The 21,431-nt window shown below is 61.4% G+C and carries 21 protein-coding genes and 1 tRNA gene; 17 read left to right on the top strand and 5 right to left on the bottom strand.

Going from position 1 to position 21,431, the window contains the following annotated elements:
* Positions 1-61 precede the first annotated feature (61 nt).
* From ACR0IR_RS11705 to ACR0IR_RS11670, 8 genes are all read left to right on the top strand, one after another.
* Positions 62-574: a MarR family winged helix-turn-helix transcriptional regulator gene (locus tag ACR0IR_RS11705; RefSeq protein WP_149774163.1), complete on the top strand. Its 513-nt coding sequence runs from the start codon at positions 62-64 to the stop codon at positions 572-574.
* Positions 571-1,272, top strand: a complete 702-nt coding sequence (locus ACR0IR_RS11700; protein WP_093964013.1) for a response regulator — start codon at positions 571-573, stop codon at positions 1,270-1,272. The genes ACR0IR_RS11705 and ACR0IR_RS11700 overlap by 4 nt, the downstream gene beginning before the upstream one ends.
* Positions 1,273-1,343: 71 nt before the next feature.
* Complete coding sequence (locus tag ACR0IR_RS11695; protein ID WP_170364028.1) at positions 1,344-2,270, top strand: histone deacetylase family protein; 927 nt, start codon at positions 1,344-1,346, stop codon at positions 2,268-2,270.
* Complete coding sequence (locus ACR0IR_RS11690) at positions 2,267-2,509, top strand: exodeoxyribonuclease VII small subunit (protein WP_005979588.1); 243 nt, start codon at positions 2,267-2,269, stop codon at positions 2,507-2,509. The genes ACR0IR_RS11695 and ACR0IR_RS11690 overlap by 4 nt, the downstream gene beginning before the upstream one ends.
* Positions 2,509-3,375, top strand: coding sequence for a polyprenyl synthetase family protein (locus ACR0IR_RS11685; protein ID WP_170364027.1), 867 nt, complete (start codon positions 2,509-2,511; stop codon positions 3,373-3,375). The genes ACR0IR_RS11690 and ACR0IR_RS11685 overlap by 1 nt, the downstream gene beginning before the upstream one ends.
* A gap of 15 nt (positions 3,376-3,390) precedes the next feature.
* Positions 3,391-5,319, top strand: coding sequence for a 1-deoxy-D-xylulose-5-phosphate synthase (gene dxs / locus ACR0IR_RS11680; protein WP_170364026.1), 1,929 nt, complete (start codon positions 3,391-3,393; stop codon positions 5,317-5,319).
* 196 nt (positions 5,320-5,515) lie between these two features.
* Positions 5,516-5,591, top strand: a tRNA-Thr gene (locus ACR0IR_RS11675).
* Positions 5,592-5,726: 135 nt separating this feature from the next.
* Positions 5,727-7,271, top strand: coding sequence for a cryptochrome/photolyase family protein (locus tag ACR0IR_RS11670; RefSeq protein WP_170364025.1), 1,545 nt, complete (start codon positions 5,727-5,729; stop codon positions 7,269-7,271).
* On the opposite strand, the gene ACR0IR_RS11665 is transcribed toward ACR0IR_RS11670, so the two are convergent.
* Positions 7,268-7,420: a DUF2256 domain-containing protein gene (locus ACR0IR_RS11665; RefSeq protein ID WP_217353607.1), complete on the bottom strand. Its 153-nt coding sequence runs from the start codon at positions 7,418-7,420 to the stop codon at positions 7,268-7,270. The two genes, ACR0IR_RS11670 and ACR0IR_RS11665, sit on opposite strands and share 4 nt — an antisense overlap.
* 6 nt (positions 7,421-7,426) lie before the next feature.
* On the bottom strand, positions 7,427-8,938 hold the full coding sequence (locus tag ACR0IR_RS11660; protein WP_170364024.1) for an FAD-binding domain-containing protein: 1,512 nt from the start codon (positions 8,936-8,938) through the stop codon (positions 7,427-7,429).
* A gap of 289 nt (positions 8,939-9,227) precedes the next feature.
* On the opposite strand from ACR0IR_RS11660, the gene ACR0IR_RS11655 reads away from it, so the two are divergent.
* The 6 genes from ACR0IR_RS11655 to urtE all read left to right on the top strand — a co-directional run bounded on the left by ACR0IR_RS11655 (position 9,228) and on the right by urtE (position 15,819).
* Positions 9,228-9,536 (top strand): hypothetical protein, encoded by a 309-nt coding sequence (locus tag ACR0IR_RS11655; RefSeq protein ID WP_170340832.1) that lies wholly within the window; start codon positions 9,228-9,230, stop codon positions 9,534-9,536.
* Between the two features lie 287 nt (positions 9,537-9,823).
* Positions 9,824-11,098 carry an urea ABC transporter substrate-binding protein gene (urtA, locus tag ACR0IR_RS11650; RefSeq protein ID WP_170364023.1) on the top strand — a complete coding sequence of 425 codons (1,275 nt, stop codon included), beginning with the start codon at positions 9,824-9,826 and terminating at the stop codon, positions 11,096-11,098.
* A gap of 67 nt (positions 11,099-11,165) precedes the next feature.
* Complete coding sequence (gene urtB / locus ACR0IR_RS11645) at positions 11,166-13,121, top strand: urea ABC transporter permease subunit UrtB (RefSeq protein ID WP_170364022.1); 1,956 nt, start codon at positions 11,166-11,168, stop codon at positions 13,119-13,121.
* Between the two features lie 10 nt (positions 13,122-13,131).
* Positions 13,132-14,385, top strand: coding sequence for an urea ABC transporter permease subunit UrtC (urtC, locus tag ACR0IR_RS11640; protein WP_437342613.1), 1,254 nt, complete (start codon positions 13,132-13,134; stop codon positions 14,383-14,385).
* Positions 14,382-15,122: an urea ABC transporter ATP-binding protein UrtD gene (gene urtD, locus ACR0IR_RS11635; protein WP_093964004.1), complete on the top strand. Its 741-nt coding sequence runs from the start codon at positions 14,382-14,384 to the stop codon at positions 15,120-15,122. The genes urtC and urtD overlap by 4 nt, the downstream gene beginning before the upstream one ends.
* Positions 15,112-15,819, top strand: a complete 708-nt coding sequence (gene urtE, locus ACR0IR_RS11630; protein WP_170364021.1) for an urea ABC transporter ATP-binding subunit UrtE — start codon at positions 15,112-15,114, stop codon at positions 15,817-15,819. Before urtD ends, urtE begins: the two co-directional genes overlap by 11 nt.
* A gap of 2 nt (positions 15,820-15,821) precedes the next feature.
* On the opposite strand, the gene ACR0IR_RS11625 is transcribed toward urtE, so the two are convergent.
* On the bottom strand, positions 15,822-16,667 hold the full coding sequence (locus ACR0IR_RS11625) for a LysR family transcriptional regulator (RefSeq protein WP_170364020.1): 846 nt from the start codon (positions 16,665-16,667) through the stop codon (positions 15,822-15,824).
* 86 nt (positions 16,668-16,753) lie between these two features.
* Here ACR0IR_RS11625 and ACR0IR_RS11620 point away from each other — a divergent pair, with 86 nt between their 5' ends.
* From ACR0IR_RS11620 to ACR0IR_RS11610, 3 genes are all read left to right on the top strand, one after another.
* On the top strand, positions 16,754-17,221 hold the full coding sequence (locus ACR0IR_RS11620) for a c-type cytochrome (RefSeq protein ID WP_170364019.1): 468 nt from the start codon (positions 16,754-16,756) through the stop codon (positions 17,219-17,221).
* Positions 17,222-17,234: 13 nt separating this feature from the next.
* Positions 17,235-18,143 (top strand): c-type cytochrome, encoded by a 909-nt coding sequence (locus tag ACR0IR_RS11615; protein ID WP_170364018.1) that lies wholly within the window; start codon positions 17,235-17,237, stop codon positions 18,141-18,143.
* Between the two features lie 201 nt (positions 18,144-18,344).
* Positions 18,345-19,073: a hypothetical protein gene (locus ACR0IR_RS11610; protein ID WP_480779115.1), complete on the top strand. Its 729-nt coding sequence runs from the start codon at positions 18,345-18,347 to the stop codon at positions 19,071-19,073.
* Positions 19,074-19,134: 61 nt separating this feature from the next.
* On the opposite strand, the gene ACR0IR_RS11605 is transcribed toward ACR0IR_RS11610, so the two are convergent.
* Both ACR0IR_RS11605 and ACR0IR_RS11600 read right to left on the bottom strand, forming a co-directional pair.
* Positions 19,135-19,791, bottom strand: a complete 657-nt coding sequence (locus ACR0IR_RS11605) for a response regulator (RefSeq protein ID WP_093963999.1) — start codon at positions 19,789-19,791, stop codon at positions 19,135-19,137.
* Positions 19,788-21,113: a sensor histidine kinase gene (locus ACR0IR_RS11600; protein WP_170364017.1), complete on the bottom strand. Its 1,326-nt coding sequence runs from the start codon at positions 21,111-21,113 to the stop codon at positions 19,788-19,790. Before ACR0IR_RS11600 ends, ACR0IR_RS11605 begins: the two co-directional genes overlap by 4 nt.
* Positions 21,114-21,431: the final 318 nt, after the last annotated feature.

Raw genomic sequence — 21,431 nt, 5'->3', positions numbered from 1 at the left:
CGCCCTTGGAATGTCAATAACGCTGACTTAAAGTCGGGGCGTGTAACGAATGAGGCCCGATATGTCCGAGATCCGCCCCGCCCCGGTCTTTGGCGGAGAAAGCCTGTTGTTTCTGACGGATGAACAGCTTCGGCAGGGGATCGAGGCGATGTTCTTCGCCTATCGCGGCTTTACCGCCGACCCCGACCGCATCCTAAGCGAAATGGCCTATGGCCGGGCGCATCACCGGGCGATCCATTTCATCAACCGTGCGCCGGGCACCACGGTGAACAACCTGCTGGCGATTCTGGGGGTGACCAAGCAGTCGCTGAACCGGGTGCTGCGCACGCTGATCGACGACGGCCTGGTCGAGAGCCGGGTCGGCACCGTCGACAAGCGCGAACGCCACCTGTACCTGACCGAAAAGGGCAAGGCGCTGGAAGCGCAGCTGTCGGACGCCCAGCGCGCCCGGATGCGCGCGGCCTACAAAGATGCCGGCCCCGAGGCGGTTGCTGGGTTCCGCAAAGTTCTTGAAGCGATGATGGATGCTGATATGCGTCGGGCCTATGTGAAACTGCGGGATTCAACTTCATGAGCGATGTGGACGCCCATCTTCTGATCGTCGATGACGATGAACGCATCCGCGATCTGCTCAAGAAATTCTTGATGCGCAGCGGATTTCTGGTGACCGCGGCGCGTGATGCCGCCCATGCGCGGCGGGTCCTGTCAGGGCTGGATTTCGACCTGATCGTGATGGACGTGATGATGCCGGGCGAGGATGGCGTCAGCCTGACCCGAGCCTTGCGCGAGACGCATGACACGCCGATCCTGCTGCTGACGGCACGCGGCGAGACCGAGCACCGGATCGCCGGGTTGGAAGCCGGGGCCGACGATTACCTGGCCAAGCCGTTCGAGCCCAAGGAACTGCTGCTGCGGATCAACGCGATCCTGCGGCGGATGCCGGAAACCACGGCGCAGGATACGGCTGCCAAGATCCTGCATCTGGGGCCGATCCGCTATGACATCGAACGCGGCGAGATGTGGCAGGGCGAAGAGCCGGTGCGGCTGACCGCCACGGAAAGCCAGTTGATGAAGATCTTCTCGGCTCAGCCGGGCGAGCCGATCAGCCGGTCGAAGCTGGTCGAGGATCTGGGGCGCGACAAGGGGCAGGCGCAGGAACGTGCGGTGGACGTGCAGATCACGCGCCTGCGCCGCAAGATCGAGCAGGACCCCAAGCAGCCGCGCTATCTGCAGACGGTGCGGGGCGCGGGATATATGCTGGCGCCCGATTGATTTTGTCGCTGCGCGGCGTTTTCTTGCCTTCGGCGAGGATATTTTTGACCAGATGAAGTTGGGGGAGTTTCATGAAGACCGCTGTTTTGACGCATGCCGACTGTCTGGGTCATGTCACCCCTGAGGGGCACCCCGAGCGGGTGGCCAGGCTGGAACATATACTGCATGCGCTGGAGCCGTTGGACCTGCAGCGGGTGACCGCGCCGCTGGCGGCGGATGACGATCTGCTGCGTATCCATCCCGAGAGTTACATCCGTGAAATCCGTGACAGCCGCCCGACCGAAGGGTTCCGGCAGATCGACGGGGATACGTTCATGTCACCCGGCTCGGTCGATGCGGCCTATCGGGCGGCGGGGGCGGTTGTGCGGGCGGTGGACATGGTGCTGGGCGGTGAGGCGCCGAATGCGTTCTGCGCCATACGGCCGCCGGGCCATCACGCCGAACTGGAAACCGCCATGGGATTCTGCCTGTTCGGCAATGCTGCTCTGGCAGCGAAACATGCGCTGGATCATCATGGGCTGGATCGGGTCGTGGTGGTGGATTTCGACGTGCATCACGGCAATGGCACGCAGGATCTGCTGTGGGACGAGGCCCGCGCGCTGGTGATCACCAGCCAGCAGATGCCGCTGTGGCCGGGCTCGGGGCGGCCGGATGAAACCGGGGCGCATGACACCATCGTGAACATCCCGCTGGCCCCCGGCACCCGTGGCGCCGAGATGCGCGCGGCCTACGAAGCGCAAGCCTTTCCCCGGCTGCGCGCGTTCAAGCCCGAGTTGATCATCATATCTGCCGGATTCGACGCCCATCAGGACGATCCGCTGGCCAATCTGAACTGGTCCACCGACGACTTCGTCTGGATTACCGCGCAGCTGTGCCGGATCGCCGATGAGCTGTGTGGGGGCCGTATCGTCTCGACTCTGGAAGGCGGGTATGATCTGAACGCACTGGCCAAGGCCACACGCGCCCATGTTGAAGAACTGATGAAGGCAGCCCGATGACCGAGACCCCCGTTGAACAGATGACATTCGAACAGGCGATGAAAGAGCTGGAGGCCGTGGTCGGCCAACTGGAGCGCGGCGACGTAGCGCTGGACCAGTCGATCGCCCTGTACGAGCGCGGCGCCAAGCTGAAGAAACGCTGCGAGGACGAGCTGAAGCGCGCCGAGGAGAAAGTGGCCGCCATCACGCTGGATGCCGATGGGCAGCCCACCGGGACGACACCTGTCGAAGGTCTGTAATGTTTTCCGAAAGACTGGCGCAGGATGCTGCGCTGATCCAGGCGCAGTTCGATCTGGTTCTGGGTGCTCTGGACGATGTCGATGTGACCCGCGCGATGGCCTATGCTACGCAGGGCGGCAAGCGGCTGCGCGGATTTCTGGTGCTGGAAAGCGCCCGGCTGCACGGGATGGACGAGACCTGCGCGATCTGGCCCGCGACCGGGATCGAGGCGCTGCACGCCTACAGCCTGGTACACGACGACCTGCCCTGCATGGACGATGACGATCTGCGGCGCGGTCGTCCGACCGTGCACAAGCAATGGAACGACGGCATCGCGGTTCTGGCTGGCGACGCTTTGCAGGCGCTGGCGTTCGAGCTTTGCACCCGGCCCGAGATCGGATCTTCAGACGTTCGGGCGGAACTGGCGCTGACCCTCGCCCAAGCCAGCGGCGCGCAAGGCATGGTTCTGGGTCAGGCGTTGGACATCGCGGCCGAAACTGCCGAACAACCTTTGACCCTACCGGAAATCACGCATCTTCAGGCCGGCAAGACCGGGGCGCTGATCGAATGGTCGGCGTGCGCCGGTGCTGTTCTGTCGGAGACTGATCCGGCCCCATTGCGCCAATATGCCCGTGCGCTGGGTCTTGCCTTTCAGATCGCCGACGACATTCTTGATGTGGAAGGTGACAGCGAAAAGGCGGGCAAACGGTTGCAGAAGGATGCACAGGCGGGAAAGGCGACATTCGTGTCCCTGCTGGGCCTCGACGCCGCCAAGGCCCGCGCGATCGAGCTGATTGATCAGGCCTGCGCCGCGTTGGATGGGTACGGAGCACGGGCCGAAACCTTGAAGGACGCCGCCCGCTTCGTTATTGCGCGTGAAAGCTGAACCGTAAGGGATGCCATGTCAGACCGTCCGAACACCCCGCTTCTGGACCTTGTGAACCGCCCGGCGGATCTCAAGCAGTTTTCGGACGCGCAGCTGCATCAGTTGGCAAACGAGTTGCGGGCCGAGGCGATCTCGGCCGTATCGGTGACCGGCGGGCATCTGGGCGCGGGGCTGGGCGTGGTCGAGCTGACCTTGGCCCTGCACGCGGTGTTCGACACGCCGCGCGACAAGATCATCTGGGATGTCGGGCACCAGTGCTATCCCCACAAGATCCTGACCGAGCGGCGCGACCGCATCCGCACCCTGCGCCAGAAAGGCGGCCTCAGCGGGTTCACCAAGCGCAGCGAAAGCCCTTATGACCCGTTCGGCGCGGCGCACAGCTCGACCTCGATCAGCGCGGCGCTGGGCTTTGCCGTGGCCCGGGACCTGGGCGGGGTCACGCCCGAGGGGCTGGGCGACGCGATCGCGGTGATCGGCGACGGGTCGATGTCGGCCGGCATGGCCTTCGAGGCGATGAACAACGCCGGCCACCTGAAAAAACGCCTGATCGTGATCCTGAACGACAACGAGATGAGCATCGCCCCGCCCGTGGGCGCTCTGTCGAACTACCTGTCGCGCATCTATGCCGAAGAGCCGTTCCACGATCTGAAAGCCGCCGCCAAGGGTGCGGTGTCGTTGCTGCCCGAACCGTTCCGCGAAGGCGCCAAGCGCGCCAAGGAGATGCTCAAGGGCATGGCGGTGGGCGGCACGCTGTTCGAAGAGCTGGGATTCTCCTATGTCGGCCCGATCGACGGGCATGACCTGGACCAATTGCTGCCGGTGCTGCGCACGGTCAAAGCGCGGGCGACCGGGCCGATCCTGATCCACGCGCTGACCAAAAAGGGCAAGGGCTATGCCCCGGCCGAACAGGCCCGCGACAAGGGCCATGCCACCGCCAAATTCGACGTGGTGACCGGCAAGCAGCAGAAGGCGCCGTCGAACGCGCCATCCTACACCTCGGTCTTCGGCAAGACCCTGGTGGACGAGGCCAGCCGCGACGACAAGATCGTGGCGGTGACCGCGGCGATGCCCGACGGCACCGGGCTGAACCTGTTCGCCGAACGCTACCCGTCGCGCTGTTTCGACGTGGCGATTGCCGAGCAGCACGGGGTCACTTTCTCGGCCGCGCTGGCTGCGGGCGGGCTGAAGCCGTTCTGCGCGATGTATTCCACGTTTTTGCAGCGCGGCTATGACCAGGTGGTGCACGACGTGGCGATCCAACGCCTGCCGGTGCGCTTTGCCATCGACCGCGCGGGGCTGGTGGGTGCTGATGGCGCGACCCATGCCGGGTCGTTCGACATCGCCTACCTGTCCAACCTGCCGGGCATGGTGGTGATGGCCGCCGCCGACGAGGCCGAGCTGGTGCACATGGTCGCCACCGCCGCCGCCTATGACGACGGCCCCATCGCATTCCGCTATCCGCGGGGCGAAGGCGTGGGTGTCGATCTGCCCGAACGTGGGCAGGTTCTGGAAATCGGCAAGGGCCGCCTGATCCAGTCGGGGGCGCGGGTGGCGATCCTGTCCTTCGGCACGCGCCTGGCCGAGGTACAGAAGGCCGCCGAATCTTTGGCCGCGCGCGGCATCACGCCGACCATCGCCGACGCCCGGTTCGCCAAGCCGCTGGACCGCGACCTGATCCTGGACCTGGTCGCCAACCACGAGGCGCTGATCACCATCGAGGAAGGCGCCATCGGCGGGTTCGGCAGCCACGTGGCGCAGCTGCTGGCGGATGAGGGCGTGTTCGATCGCGGCCTAAAATACCGCTCGATGGTGCTGCCGGACATTTTCATCGACCAGGCCAGCCCCGCCGACATGTACGCGGTCGCAGGCATGAACGCTGAAAATATCGAAGCCAAGGTGCTTGCCGTTCTGGGCATCGCATCAATCGGCGAAAAACGCGCCTGATCCCGACCGGATCGTCGGCTGCCCTCAGCCAGAGCGGCACTCGGGTCGAACGACGGGTGAACAAGGCCAGTCGCCCACCAGCAAAACCTCACATCGGGGTCAACAACCGGTCTTGCCTACGCCGGTTGGACGGTTTAAACGATCCTTCGCACCGCATACCGCGCCCCCACGGGAACGGGTGCGCGTCGAAAAATGGGCCGCTGTAGCTCAGCTGGTAGAGCACGTCATTCGTAATGATGGGGTCGGGGGTTCGAGTCCCTTCAGCGGCACCATAGCTTCTCGGAACAGACTTCGGTGGTTTGCCGCCAGTTTTCCCGTCTGTTGCTTAGGTTCTTCAATTTATCTGCCGTGCAACCTTTCCGGAAGTTTGGGTTGCTCATCCGCGTGGCGGCCCTAACTCGACGGAAATGACGCAGACAAACGAACGCTCCCCCAGCCGGCTGATCTTGGTGCTGGGCGACCAACTGAGCCAAGACTTAAGCGCCTTGAGTCAGGCGGAGAAGGCGCGAGACACGGTGTTGATGGCCGAAGTCGCGGACGAGGCGGGATATGTTCCGCATCACAAAAAGAAGATCGCGTTTGTCTTTTCGGCAATGCGCCATTTCGCAGATGAGCTCGGTGCGGCGGGGTGGCAGGTCCGTTATGTCAGGCTGGATCACCCTGACAATACCGGCTCCATCACAGGCGAGATCGCGCGGGCCATCGCGGATCTGTCGATTACAAACGTTCAGGTGACCGAGCCCGGCGAGTATCGGCTGCAAACCGCCTTGCTGGAGTGGGCGGACCAAAGCCAAACCGATCTACATATGCTGGAAGATGACCGGTTTGTCGCCACGCATCAGGAGTTCCGCAATTGGGCGGACGGACGCAAGCAGTTGCGGATGGAATATTTCTATCGCGAGATGCGGCGCAAAACGGGGCTGTTGATGAACGGCGACCAACCCGAAGGCGGGCGCTGGAACTTTGATGCGGAAAACCGCAAACCCGCCACTGCCGATCTGTTTATGCCCCGACCGCCCCGATCCGACCCGGATGACATCACCACCGAGGTTCTGAGCCTTGTCGAAACCCAGTTTGGCGACAACTTCGGACAGCTGCGCCCGTTCTGGTTCGAGGTGACCCGCGCCGGCGCGCTCGAGGCGCTGGACCATTTCGTGGAACACGCTCTGCCTCTGTTCGGGGACCATCAGGACGCAATGCTACAGGCAGAACCGTTCCTCTATCACTCGGTCCTGTCGCATTACCTGAACGCGGGTCTGCTGGGGCCGATGGAGATCTGCCGGCAGGTCGAGCGTGCCTACTATGAAGGCCGCGCGCCTTTGAATGCGGTCGAGGGCTTTATCCGTCAGATCATCGGCTGGCGAGAATATGTTCGGGGCCTCTATTGGCTGAACATGCCCGGGTACACGGAACGGAACCACTTCGGGGCAACCCGCCAGCTGCCGGATTTCTACTGGACGGCCAAAACGGAAATGGCCTGCATGGCGGCCGCTATCGGGCAGACGCGCGACCACGCCTATGCCCACCATATCCAGCGCCTGATGGTGACTGGCAATTTCGCGATGCTGGCCGGGGTCGATCCGCACGAAGTCCACGAGTGGTACCTGGCGGTTTACGCCGATGCGTATGAATGGGTCGAGGCCCCCAACGTGATCGGAATGAGCCAATTCGCCGATGGCGGATTGCTTGGGTCAAAACCCTACGCAGCAAGCGGAAACTACATCAACAAGATGTCGGATCACTGTTCGCATTGCCGCTATGACGTGAAACGCAAGTTCGGTGCGAATGCCTGCCCTTTCAATCCACTGTACTGGGATTTCCTAGCACGCAACGCCGACAAGCTGCGTGGCAATCCCAGGTTGGGCCATGCCTACCGAACCTGGGACCGGATGGACCCCGAAAAACAGGCCCAATACCGCGACAGCGCGCGCGAGATACTCGACAGCCTCTAGCGTTGGCCGGTCGAAGATGATCGGGCTCGGCGGCAACGCTGCGAGCAGTGGCGGACCTCGTCCCAGACCTTGGCCCATTTTCGCCGCCAGGTGAAAGGACGCCCGCATGTGGCGCAGGTTTTCGTCGGAAGATCCGACTTTTTCCGCATCCGCATCTAGTCCCCCAGATCCAATGACAATTGCGCCGGGTTGCGGGTGGTCGCACGGCTGTTTCCTTTCCGCAAGCGCCCTTTGCGGCTGCCATGCCGGGCCAAGACCTTCGCAGCCTCGTCCCGGAATCCGTCCCCGCGCCGCACCGCCCAGATCCGATCCCGGGCGAACCGGGCCGCCGCGACGTGATCGACGATGGGCATCGGGTAGCGTTTGCCCAGCACGGCACCTGCATTCTCGGCCTTCCACGGCTCTTGCAGATGGCGATCCGGGATATCCGCCAATTCCGGCAACCAACGGCGGGTAAAGGTCCCGGTCGGGTCCTGATCATGGCCCTGTTTCACCGGGTTGTAGATCCGCAGCGCGTTGATACCTGTGGTGCCAGCCTGCATCTGCACCTGGCTCCAGTGGATGCCCGGTTCGTAATCGGAGAACAGGCGGGCGAGAACCTCACCGGGCGCGTGCCAGTCAAGCCACAGGTGATAGCTGGCCGTCGCCATCACCATCGCGCGCATTCGAAAGTTGAGCCACCCTGTTGCCCGCAAGTACCGCATGCATGCGTCAACAAATGGCAGGCCGGTCTCGCCATTGGCCCAAGCCTCCAGCCGATGCGAATCCGGGGCCGAGGGACGGATCCCGTCATAGGCGCGATGCACGTTCTGGAACTCGATCCGGGGGTCATCCTCCAGTTTCTGGATAAAATGGCAGTGCCAATGCAACCGGCCTTCGAACGAGGACATCGCCCCCCGCCACTGTTTGTCAGGGGTGTGGCTCAGCGCTTTTTGCCGCGCCCATGTGGACTGCATCACCTCGCGCATCGACAGCGTTCCCCACGCCAGATGCGGGGACAGGCGCGAACACGCGTGTTCCCCCAGCTGCGGTGAGGACATCGCGCTGCGATAGGTCCGGCCGCGCGTGCTCAGGAATGTAGTCAACCGGTCCGACGCCGCCGTGTGGCCGCCCGACTGGCGCCGTGGACATGGGTCCGGGTGCAACCCCAGTTCCCTGCTGGACGGGATCCCACCCGGGTCCATCGGGATGGGCCGCAATATGGGTGCGGGCGTGATCGGTTCGCTCATGAAGCGATCCCACTCTTTGGCCCAGCCATTGCGCGACGCCAGACGACGGCGAACCCCGTGATTGCGCGGCTGGTGCCAGGGAATACCCCGGGTTCGGCACCAGGACGCCACGCGTTTGTCCCGCTGAAAGGTCCAGTCGTTTCCCGTTTCTTCATGCGACCAAAGAGCCGTGAGGTCGAAACTCTGCGCAAGATCGTCCAGGACCGACAGCATCTCGCCCGTCCGTACGATCAGAGGCTGGCCCAATTCCGCAAGCTGACTGCGCAGCTCGACCAGGGTTTCGTGGATGAACGCCCATTGGCGAGCGGACATGTCGGGCTGACGCCAAAGATCGGGTTCAATCACGTAGAGCGGCACCAGCGCCCCCCGCTGTGCCGCCTGAGCCAGGGCACGATTGTCCTGCACTCTGAGATCCCGCTTGAACCAGACGATCTGCAAAACCGTTCTCCGAACCAAATCTGGGCAATAGCTAGTCTGGTCCGGCCAGCCCTCAACCGGGTTCAATGCGCCCCGGCAGGGCCGGGACGCAAAAACCGCGCGGAACCGGTTCTGTCATGACCCGTCGCGACCGAAGCCTGTCGGCAAATGGGCAGGACAGTTTGCAAACCGCTGTCTTGACGGGCGCTTTTTCGGTTGCAATGATTAAAACATGGGCGCTTTGAAAACTATTTTCGTTTCAGCACTATGCACTTTCTCATCCATCGGATTGCTTCATGCTGAAACCGACATGGTCAAATCGTTTGCCGGCTGCGCCGGGCGTTTTTCGGCCGAGATGGAGCATGCCTGGCTTCTGAACGACCCCAAGGCGCAAGACTACGAGTTGCTTCGCGGCGGTTTCGTGTCCTTGCTTGAGGCGACCGTGACGGCAGAGGAGGCCGAACTGGTCCTGAGCCACCGGGTGAACTCAAAACACGCCCATGCGCGCTTGCTCCATACGGCGACCTTTGGCTCGGACATCACGGCGGCCAGCGCCGCGCGGCAAACGGCCAGCGACCTTCTGGATCAGTGCAGCCTGCTGATACTGGGCGGCGTCTGAGACCACCCTTCGCTGCAGCGCCGCATTTTTGGGCGAACCATGCGGCACCGCCGCAAATTTGGGCAACACGCTGAATCAATCCAAAAACTCGTGCCACCGGACTCTGAGCCCCGGCAAAAGCTGACCTAGCAATGTGGTGCGCCGAAAGACGGCTTGGAAAATGTGCGAAGGTGCCCGGCCTAGGAACCTGATGACGCCCTCGCACACCGCAATTAAGCGTGGGGGGTATATGGGATGTTTCGGCGTTCCGGACAAGCCTGCTGCGCATCGCACAAAAGGAAACGCTGATGCACTCCAAACTACTCAACACTACTGCTGCTGTATTGTTCGCAACCGCCCTGCCCGCACTGGCCGATTGCCCGATCAAAGTGGGCGTTCTGCACTCATTGTCCGGTACGATGGCCATCTCCGAGACCACGCTGAAAGACACGATGGAGATGCTGGTCGAACAGCAGAACGAAGCTGGTGGCCTGCTGGGCTGCGAGCTGGAAGCCGTAGTTGTCGACCCCGCCTCGGACTGGCCGCTGTTTGCCGAGAAAGCGCGCGAACTGCTCACCGTTCATGAAGTTGACGTGATCTTTGGCAACTGGACATCGGTCTCCCGCAAATCCGTGTTGCCGGTCATCGAAGAGCTCAACGGTTTGCTGTTCTATCCGGTTCAGTACGAAGGCGAAGAAAGCTCGAAGAACGTCTTCTACACCGGTGCCGCACCGAACCAGCAGGCGATCCCCGCAACGGACTACTTCCTTGAGGAACTGGGGGTCGAGAAATTCGCCCTTTTGGGCACCGACTACGTGTATCCGCGCACGACGAACAACATCCTCGAAAGCTATCTGAAGCAGAAAGGCATCGCCGAAGAGGACATCTTCGTGAACTACACCCCCTTTGGCCATTCCGACTGGTCCAAGATCGTGGCGGATGTCGTTGCGCTGGGCGCGGACGGCAAGAAAGTCGGCGTTATCTCGACCATCAACGGCGACGCGAATGTGGGCTTCTACAAGGAACTGGCCGCCGCAGGTATCTCGGCGGATGACATCCCAGTAGTTGCCTTCTCGGTCGGCGAGGAAGAATTGGCCGGTCTGGACACAACCAACCTTGTCGGGCATCTGGCGGCGTGGAACTACTTCCAGTCGGCAGAGAGCGAAGCGAACGAGGCCTGGGTTGCCGCCTGGAAAGCCCGCATGGGCGAAGATCGGGTGACCAACGATCCGATGGAAGCGCATTACATCGGCTTCAACATGTGGGTGAACGCCGCAACCGAGGCGGGCTCGACGGATGTCGATGCCGTGCGCGCGGCCATGTACGGCCAGGAATTCCCGAACCTGACGGGCGGCACGGCCATCATGCTGCCGAACCACCACCTCGCCAAGCCGGTTCTGATCGGCGAAATCCAGGAAGACGGTCAGTTCGACATCATCAGCCAGACCGAAGAGGTTCCGGGCGATGCCTGGACGGACTACCTGCCCGAATCCGCGGTTCTGGTCTCGGATTGGAAAGAGCTGGGTTGCGGTATGTACAACACCGAAACGAAAAGCTGCGTGCAGATCAAATCGAACTACTAAGATCTGAACCGGAACACCTCGGGGCGCGTCACCTGTGCCCCGGGGCCCAATGCCGAGGTCTCCCCAAATGACGCTTTCGATTTGCCGGGCTTTGTTTGCCCTGCTGCTGTTCGTGGCCCCAGGTCTTTTGCAAGCCCAATCCTCCGACGCGCCGGTGCAGAAGCTTTTGCAGGCCCATGCGGAGGTCATTCAAAAATCCTCTCGCAAGACGATCGGCCCGGCGATTGACGCCCTGGCGCAGAGCGGATTGCCCGAGGCACAAACCGTCCTCGAGCGGTGGCAGGCCAAGGACATGTGGTTCAACCGGGATACGGGCCTTTTCGTTTTTGCGTCCAAGGCCGATGGCGGTTTGCGGGTTTTCGATATCTCGGATGGGGCCGAGATCGGTGTCGTCGACAAAAAGGATTACAAACAACTCAAGCCGAACTCGGGCATTCGCGGGTTGATCGCTTCGGCGCTGGTGCAGTTTCAATTGAACGACCCCGACCCGCTGAACCGAAGCGCAGCGCTGACGGCGATCGAGCGGGACGCGGAACCCTCGCACCTATCCGCCCTGCGCGGCGCCATTGCCGGAGAGCAGGACGCGGATCTGCGGGCCCGCAAGGACCGGCTCGAGCGTCTGTTGACGATCCGGTTTGATGATGACGCGGTCGCAAGGCTGGCTGCAATCGACAGCTTCGCCGGCGATCTGGGCGTTGACGTGCGCGCAACGCTCAATCCCCTTGTTGCATCTGAAATCAAGGTGTCCGACACGGTTCCGGATGGCGCTGTGACCATCGAGGCCGGGTCGGACGAACTGACACAGAAACAGGCCTATGACCTGTTGGTTGAGAACGGGTTGGCACCGGCCCTGGTGGACGACGGCACCATCAAAGAGACCCTGATTTCGAATATCGACGGTGACAGGGTCGCAGGCGTACAGGTGGCAAGTCTGGACGAAGATGCGGCACGACAAGCGGCATACCAGCTGCTGGCCGATCAGGGGCTCGCCGCTCCGCTAGTGACGCAGGACGACATCGCAGAGGCTGTGCAACAGTACAAGTTCTACCGAGTCTACACCTCGGCGCCGTTGCCGGTGGCGCTGGCGGCGCAGGCCGTGCTGGACAATATCGAGACGCAAGTCGCTCTCAACCAGACGGCGGATCTGGTTCTGGATGCGCTGTCGCTCGCCTCGATCTATTTCCTTGCCGCCATCGGCCTTGCCATCACTTTCGGCGTCATGGGCGTCATCAACATGGCGCATGGTGAGTTCATCATGATGGGCGCCTATACCGGATATGTGGTTCAACTGTTCATTCCGGACCTGACCCTGTCGATCATTGTCGCCATTCCCTGCGCATTCCTGGTGACCTTCGGCGCCGGTGTTCTGCTGGAACGTCTGGTCATTCGCTGGCTGTATCACCGTCCGCTGGAGACGCTGCTTGCGACCTTCGGGGTTTCCATCGCGCTGCAGCAACTGGCCAAGAACATCTTTGGAACCCAGGCGCGTCCCCTGACCGCCCCGGCCTGGCTGGACGGTTCGATGGTGCTGAACGATATCGTCTCCATCAGTTACATCCGCATCGCGATCTTTGTTCTGGCGCTGCTGTTCCTCGCGCTTTTCCTCATCGTCATGAACCGGACCCGGCTGGGGCTTGAGGTGCGCGCCGTGACGCAGAACCCGCGCATGGCTTCCTCGATGGGTATCAATCCCGACCGGATCAACATGCTGACCTTCGGCTTTGGCTCGGGCATCGCGGGCATTGCCGGCGTGGCAATCGGGCTTTACGCAAAGGTCACGTCCGAGATGGGATCCGACTATATCGTGCAAAGCTTCATGACAGTGGTCGTGGGCGGTGTGGGCAACATCTGGGGGACGCTGCTGGGGGCCACGATGGTCGGCACGCTGCAGAAGGGGATCGAATGGTTCAACCCGTCAAATACCCTGGCGGCGCAGACCTACATGATCCTGTTCATCATCCTGTTCATTCAATTCCGGCCGCGCGGCATCATCGCGCTCAAGGGTCGGGCGGCGGAAGCGTGATATGGTTGACATGACATCCACAGCCAGCCCGATGCGAAAGCCATTTGTGCTGCGCTATCCCTCGGTCGCGATCTTCTTGATCATTCTGGCCCTGTTCACGGCGACCATAACAGTGCTGGGCGAAGGGTTCGGGATCGGCCTGATATCCACCAGCTTCGTCAAGACATTGGGCAAGACCCTCTGCCTGTGCCTTGCGGCCCTGGCGATGGACCTGGTGTGGGGCTACACGGGCATCCTGTCCCTGGGGCATATGGCCTTCTTCGGTATCGGCGGATACGCCATCGGCATGTGGCTGATGTATGCGCGGACCGAGATCATCGTGATCGAAAGCCTCGCGTCCTCGGCCCTGCCGCCAACGGCCCAGGAAATTTCTGACGGAATCGCCACCCAGATCTTCGGCGTCGTCGGCGCATCCGAGTTCCCACCGATCTGGGCTGTCGCGCATTCGCTGCCCTTGCAACTGGCCGCGGTCGTACTGGTGCCCGGCTTGCTGGCCCTTGTGTTCGGGTGGCTCGCCTTCCGCAGCCGCGTGACCGGGGTCTACCTGTCGATCCTGACACAGGCGATGACGCTGGCGCTGTCCCTGTACCTGTTTCAGAATGACAGCGGGCTGCGCGGGAACAACGGCCTGTCGGGTCTGCAGAATTTGCCGGGTCTGGATTCGGTGCCGCAATCGACGGTTTCGATCCTGTTCTTCTGGGCGTCGGCCCTGGCGCTGGGGCTGGGCTATCTGGTCTGCGCCTGGATGGTGTCCGGCAAGTTCGGATCGGTCATTCGCGCCATCCGGGACGACGAAAGCCGGGTTCGGTTCCTTGGATATTCGGTCGAGGCCTACAAGCTGTTCATCTTCACCTTCACCGCCGTGATCTGCGGCATCGCGGGCGCCCTGTACTACCCTCAAGCCGGCATCATCAATCCAGCAGAGATCGCGCCCATTGCATCAATCTACCTGGCCGTCTGGGTGGCCATCGGCGGACGGGGCCGTCTGTACGGAGCGGTGATCGGCGCAGCATTCGTTTCTCTGCTGTCCACCTGGTTCACGGGTGGTCAGGCCCCCGACATCTCGCTGGGATTCTACACGATCCAATGGGTCGACTGGTGGACCATCCTGCTTGGGTTGTCATTTGTCGCGGTCACGCTGTTTGCGCCTCGGGGCATCGGCGGTCTGATCGACAGGTTTGCCGAACGGCGCGCCCCGGACCGCCACGGCGCCGATCTTGGGCCGGACCTTGGGTCGCTGCGCGAAAAAGAGGCCGACGAATGAGCACGTTACTTGAAGTCTCCGGCGTATCCGTAACCTTTGACGGATTCAAAGCCATCAACAACCTGACATTCCAGATTGGCCCAGCCGAAATGCGCGCGGTCATCGGCCCGAACGGGGCGGGCAAGACGACGTTCATGGACATCATTACCGGCAAGACCAAACCGGATGACGGCCATGTCCTGTGGGGCGACAAATCCGTCTCGCTCCTGTCGATGAGCGAAAGCCAGATTGCCCAGGCCGGCATCGGCCGAAAGTTCCAACGCCCCACCGTCTTCGAGGACCAGAGCGTTCGCGAGAACCTGATGCTGGCCCTCAGGAACAAACGCGGCCCGCTGGCGGTCCTGCGGTTCCGGGCCGGACAGGCCGATCATCAGAAAGTCGCTGACCTGGCCGAGGAAATCGGACTGCAGAATGCCTTGAACCGCAAGGCGGGCGAGCTGAGCCACGGACAGAAACAGTGGCTTGAGATCGGGATGCTGCTGGCGCAGGATCCGCAGTTGCTGCTGGTCGATGAGCCGGCCGCCGGAATGACCCCCGCCGAGCGCGAGCACACGACTGACATTCTTGTCGCGGCCGCAAAATCCCGCGCCGTGGTGGTGGTTGAACATGACATGGAGTTCGTCCGCCGCCTGAACTGCAAGGTCACGGTGCTTCACGAGGGGTCGGTTCTGGCCGAAGGGTCGCTGGACCACGTCACCAATAATGACAAAGTGATTGAGGTGTATCTTGGCCGTTGAGCTTCTGGAAATCTCGAACCTGTCCCTGCACTACGGCGGCAGCCAGATCCTGAACGGGATCGACATCACCGCGCGTCAGGGTCAGGTCACCTGCGTGATGGGCACCAACGGCGTCGGCAAGACCAGCCTGTTGAAAGCCATCTCCGGAACGCACCCCCGCAGCGGCGGTGAATACCGGCTTGGCGGTGAGGAGATCAGCAAGGCCACATCCTATGAGCTGGCTCGAAAAGGTGTGGCTTATGTTCCGCAAGGACGAGAAATCTTTCCGTTTCTGACGGTCCGCGAGAACCTGGAAACCGGTTTTGCCTGCCTGCCCCGCAGCGAACACAGGATACCTGACTACATCTTCGAACTGTTCCCGATTCTCAAAGAGTTCCTGTCGCGGCGCGGTGGTGATCTGTCAGGCGGTCAGCAGCAGCAGCTCGCAATTGCGCGGGCCTTGATCACGAAACCCAGGCTGCTTTTGCTGGATGAACCAACCGAGGGCATCCAGCCCAATATCATCAAGCAGATCGGCGAAGTCATCCGCCTGTTGCGCGATCAAGGTGAGATGGCGATCGTCCTGGTCGAGCAGTATTTTGATTTCGCGTATTCCCTGGGCGACAGTTTTCTGGTGCTGGAACGCGGGTCGCCATTCCTGAAAGGATCAAAATCCGAACTTGGTCAGCAGCAGCTCAGGGCGGCCGTTTCGGTTTGACCTTACCGGCCCAGTGCTTCGGGCAGGTGTTCCACCAAGGCCCGCTGCACGACGGCAAACCGCGGCGTGCGCGCAATCTCTTCAAGCGTGGCCACCCACAGAGGAACCTCGATCTCCGGATTCATGTCCGGCGCCCGCTGCAACCGCGGGTCCGCATCACCGATGAACGTCGGCAAAAATGCCTTGCCGACACCTGTCGCAGCCATCTGCTGGAGCACAAGGAAACTGTCCGCGCCGATGGTGGTGTCTTCATCCCGCACATGTTCGGCCATCCATCTGGCCGGGACCGAACCGCTCAGCGCCCCGTCCAAACGCATCCATTTTCGGTTAGAGGACCCATCGTCGTAGACCCCGAAGGCCAACGCGCCAGCCCGCTCGCCCACCAAGTCTTCGCCCAGGCGTATTGATGGACGCACGGCAATGTCCGCGGTCAGCCGCGATAGGTCATGGTGATTGTTCCCGCTCAGCAGACTCAGCTCCAGACCCGGATAAAGCGCAGAAATGCGGTTTAGTATCCCGGGCAGCACAAGCTGGCAAAGGCTGTCGGTCGAGGCAATCCGCACCCGCCCGGTCGGCGAACGGTCCGCGCCCACGATTGCCCGTTCGACCGAAAGCACCGCATCCTCGACATTTTCCATGGCCGAAAGAATGGCCCGGGCCTCGGGCAGCGCACTGTAGCCCGACGGGTTCTTTTGAAAGATCACACACCCATGACGTCGTTCAAACGCGGCCACCCTGCGCAGCACCGTTGCATGGGTCACGCCCAGCGCTGTGGCCGCTGCGTTCAACGAGCCGTGCCGGCTTACGGCGAGTGCGTATCGGATGTCATCCCAGTTTTGATTGTTCATAAGTTAACAAGAAACGCAGAGAAATAAACAATTACAAGAAATTTCGATCAAGTTACCATTCGGCACATTCATGTGGGAGAGATACCATGATCAAGAAATTCTCAATCCTTGCGGCGAGTTTGATTTCTGTGGCCGTAATTGGCACGGCCGTAGCCCAGGAAAGCGAAAACCCGGCCGTCAAGGCGCGGAAGGCCGTCATGCAGCTGTATGCGTTTAATCTGGGCACGCTTGGCGGCATGGCCAAGGGCGAGGTGGAATACAACGCCGAGGCCGCGACGCGCGCGGCAAACAACCTGGTTGCCGTGACGCAGATCGATCAGTCGGCCATGTGGCCAGCCGGGTCCGACAATGTCTCCGACCCATCTTCTCGTGCGCTTCCGGCGATCTGGGAGAACTTCCCGGATGTCAGCGCCAAGGGCAAAGCAATGGCTGAAGCCGCGGTTGCGATGCAGGCCGCCGCCGGGCAAGATGTCGAAGCGCTGAAAGCAGCGATGGGACCATTGGGTGGAGCCTGTTCGGCATGTCACAAGGCTTACAGAGCCCCAAAGAACTGACAAGGCCCTGACGGTGCGGCGGCTTCTGTCGATTGCCGCGGGCGTCGCGGTCGTGGCCGGGCTGACCGGTCTGGTTCTGACCCGACCGCAACACGTCGATCCGGCCGAGTTGGACGGTATTGCCCCTGATCTTGTCAGGGGCGAGACCGTGTTCTTTGCGGCCGGATGCGCCTCGTGCCATTCAGCGCCGAACTCCGAGGGTGAGGAAAAGCTGGTGCTGGCGGGCGGACGCCGGTTCGAGACGGATTTCGGTACGTTCATAGCTCCGAACATATCCAGCGACCCAGAAGCCGGGATTGGGACATGGTCGGCGCTGGAACTGGCGGATGCCCTGATCTACGGAACCGGGCCGGCCGGGCAGCACTACTACCCGGCCTTCCCTTACACGACCTATACGAACATGACGCCGGAGGATGTCGTGTCGCTGCACGCATTCCTTGGCACCCTGCCGGCCGCCTCGCAGGAAAGCAGCGCGCATGAGGTCGGTTTCCCCTTCAACATCCGGCGAAGCTTGGGCGGCTGGAAGCTTCTCTACCTTGAACCAGGGTGGGTGGTGGACGGTGATCTCGATGCGCAGCAGCAGCGCGGGCGCTACCTGGTCGAAGCCTTGGGCCATTGCGCCGAGTGCCACACACCCAGAGATGGTCTTGGCGGCATGAACCGGGATCAATGGCTGGCGGGTGCGCCAAATCCCAGCGGAAAAGGGCGCATTCCCGGCCTGACCACCAACCACCTGGATTGGTCCGAAGCCGACATCGCCGAATACCTGAAGTCCGGTTTCACTCCGGACTACGACAGTGCCGGCGGAGAGATGGCCGAGGTCATCGAGAACACTTCCCGTCTGTCCGATGAGGACCGGTTGGCGATTGCCGCATATCTCAAGGTTGTTCCGGTACCGGCCAACGACGCCACAACAGACTGAGCCGACGCCCACATCCCCCGGCAACCTACGAGCCTTGGCGGTTCGCCAGTCGACGTGATCTTGGCACCTTGTGCCTTTTCGCTTCCCCCTTCGGACGTTTGGTTGGAAATTCGTCAGACCTAAGCCCGATGTGGACGGATCCAACCCGCTTTAGCCTGCCTTCGACAACCAGACATTTGTCGAACAGCAAAGGAGGCTGAAATGATTGCGAACCGGAAACTGGGACAACTTCTCAGCACTGTGGCACTGGCGACGTTGATTTCGGCGGCGCCATACACTCCCAAGTTCAGCACCGAGGGCGGCTTACAGCTTGAGCCCGCTTACGCGTTTGCCAAAAGCGGCAAAGGCAAAAGTGGCAGCGGTCGGGACGACGATGATGACGATGACGATCGGGACGATGATGACGACGACCGGGATGACGACGACGATGATGATCGGGATGATGACGACGACGATGACGACGATCGGTCAAGTCGCAGCGGCAGCAAAAAGGGATCTTCGCAATCCGGAAGCACCGCGACCGGGTCGGCCGGCATAACCAAGGTCGAGACAACTGCAAACGGGATCGAAGTTCGCTATGCCGACGGAACGAAGGAAGAAATCGAAAACGGCAGATACGAGAGAAAGAATGCTCAGAATCGGACCGTTGAGGAACGGCCAGCCACAGGAGCCGATATCTCGAGGCTTCGTTCTCTGGCGAACGGTATTTCGATCAAGAATGTAAGCGCATCCGGGCAAGGTGGTACGGCCGGAAGCCGCCCCACGAAGATCGAACGTCAGGGCAACAACATCGAAGTCAACTACGCCAACGGCTGGAAAGAAGAGATCGAGTTCGGGCGCTACGAGCTGAAAGACCCCTTCAACCGGACCGTTGTGGAAAGAACCGCCACGGCCGCGGACATCCGGAGGCTGCAATCGGTCGCGAACTAACGAACAGCGCCATTTTGCCGGACGGCCTCTCGGTCAGAGAGGCCGTTTCGGCGTTCACAGGCTATGCGGGCTTGTTTTTCTTGCCCCACGCGTCGTGCGCGATAAGCGCGGCCTCGACCCGGTTCCGCGCGTGCAGCTTGGACAGGATCGCCGTCATATAGTGTTTCACGGTCTTTTCCTGAAGATCCAGTTCCACGGCGATCTCGCGATTGCTCAAACCCTTGGCCACGCGCCTGAGTATCTCCTCTTCGCGATGCGTGAGATCATCCAGGACATCGCTGCTGTTCGCAGGGCTTGCGTCGTTGTTGATCTGAAGCAGTACCCGCGAAGCCAGCCCCGGCGAAACGAACCCCTCCCCCGCGGCGATGCTGCGCAGGGAGGCGGTCAGTTCGCTCGCGGTTACGCCTTTGACAATATACCCAATCGCTCCGGCCTCTAGTGCATCGGCAACATCGCTGCTGTTCTCCGAAACCGTCAGAATCGCGATGCAGGGCGGTTTTTCCATTGCGGCGATCCGGCGTGTCGCGTTGATCCCACCGCCGGGCATCGAGAGATCGAGAATTGCGATGTCGGGCTGGTGCTGAGCGACAAGCGCAACCGCTTCGTCGGCGCTGGATCCGGCCGCGAGAACTTCGAACCCTTCTGCCTCATCCAAGGTCCGCCGCAGCCCATCCCGGAAAATCGGATGATCATCTGCTATGACAAGTGTCTTGGTCATGGTGAGCTCGTTTTGTTGGGAAACAGGGTCATTTCGACGGTGGTGCCCTGACCGGGACTGGACGAGACCTGAAACCTGCCGCCGATGCTTTCGACCCGATCGCGCAGCCCCAGCAGCCCCTGGCCGCCATCATCGCGCAGAACAGTACCGTCCAAAGGATCAAAGCCGGGTCCATCGTCCTTGACCTGAATGACAATGCAATCGTCACGAACATGGCAGGTGACGCTGCAGCGGGACTGCGGGGCATATCGCGCGGTATTCGAGAGTGTTTCCTGAAGAAAGCGGAAAACGCACAGTTTGTCAGACACCGACAAATCCGGCGTGTCACCGCCATGAAACGAGATTTCAGGCCGCAACGGGCTGTGCTCCGCGTGGTCCTCGACCGCTCTTCTTACGACATCCACCAAGGTCAGGTTGTCGATATCGGGTGCGGACAGTCCCCGAGACAGTGCGCGGATTTCGGTCAAGGATTTCTGCAGCGACTGCTGGATTTCCTCGGCCTCCTTCGGTTTTGGGGATTTGTCCGAAAACGCTGCCTCCAACCGAAGGGCGGCAAGTGAAAGGTACTGCGCCGGGCCGTCATGAAGTTCGGCGCCGAGTTTCTTCAGGAACCGGTCCGTCTGCGCGGCATACCGGCCCGAGGCCTCGACCACCCGCGACCGCAGCATCGCATTCTGCGCCGCCATCCTTTCGCTTTCTGCCAGCCGTTTCTTCAATAGCCGCGCCTGCCGCCGGATGGTGTTGTCCCCAATCGCAACGATGCAAAACAGGACAACCGTGCTTGCCAGAAAGGCGGAACCGACCACCAACCAGCTTGTGCGCCTGGCTTTTGCCAGATCCATCTCCAATTGATCGGCCCTTTCATAGAACTCGGCCACGGCAATGATTTCACCGGACCACAGTTCACGAATGGGGCTGTAGACCTCGAGCAGCGGTATCCCCAAGGCCGCTTCGGCAGCGCTTTCATCGTGATCCAGTTCCTCGAACGAGCCCGAGATTTCGCCGATCCAGGCGCGCTGAAGGTCACCCGTCGGCTCGAAACGGTTGCCGATGATGCTTGTGTCCGAGGCGTGTACGACCACACCGCCCTGCTTCCAGAATTTGTACGAGACGATACGGTCGCGCATCGGCTGGGTCATGAATATCTCGTCCAGCGCCCGCCTCGCCTGCTCGGACAGGCGATCACCCAACGCCAGTTCCTGGCTGAGAGGTGAGACGATGCTTTCCATATACAGCGCCGCCGAATTGGCCGAGTTCTGCACGACCGCATTCTGGATTCGATTTGAAACCCACACACCGACGATCGCGGTTGCAGATCCCATCACAAGGATGCTTGCCGCAAGAAAAACTCGCGACAACGACCAATTCCCAATCGTCAGCTCAGCAACTTTCGTCCTCATTGTGGTCCCGACTATGACCCACAATCGAAAACCGCACCACAGACCTTGGTCTGACGTGATCCAGTTGTTCGCCCCAGCAAGCCCCGCCCGCAGCCCCAGAAGCACACCCCGACTTGCGATGCCTATTACGACTTGAAAAACACTCCGCGCCCCGCAAGCATTGACGCAACCGTTACCCCTTTGGTTGAGCGTCGGTTGACCGGCGTTTCTGCGAAAATCTAATAGTTCAAAGGATTTTGA

This window comes from Ruegeria sp. CF2 (assembly GCF_056537385.1).
The sequence above is the reverse complement of the archived record's forward strand: the minus strand, read 5'-3'. Positions and strand labels throughout refer to the sequence as shown.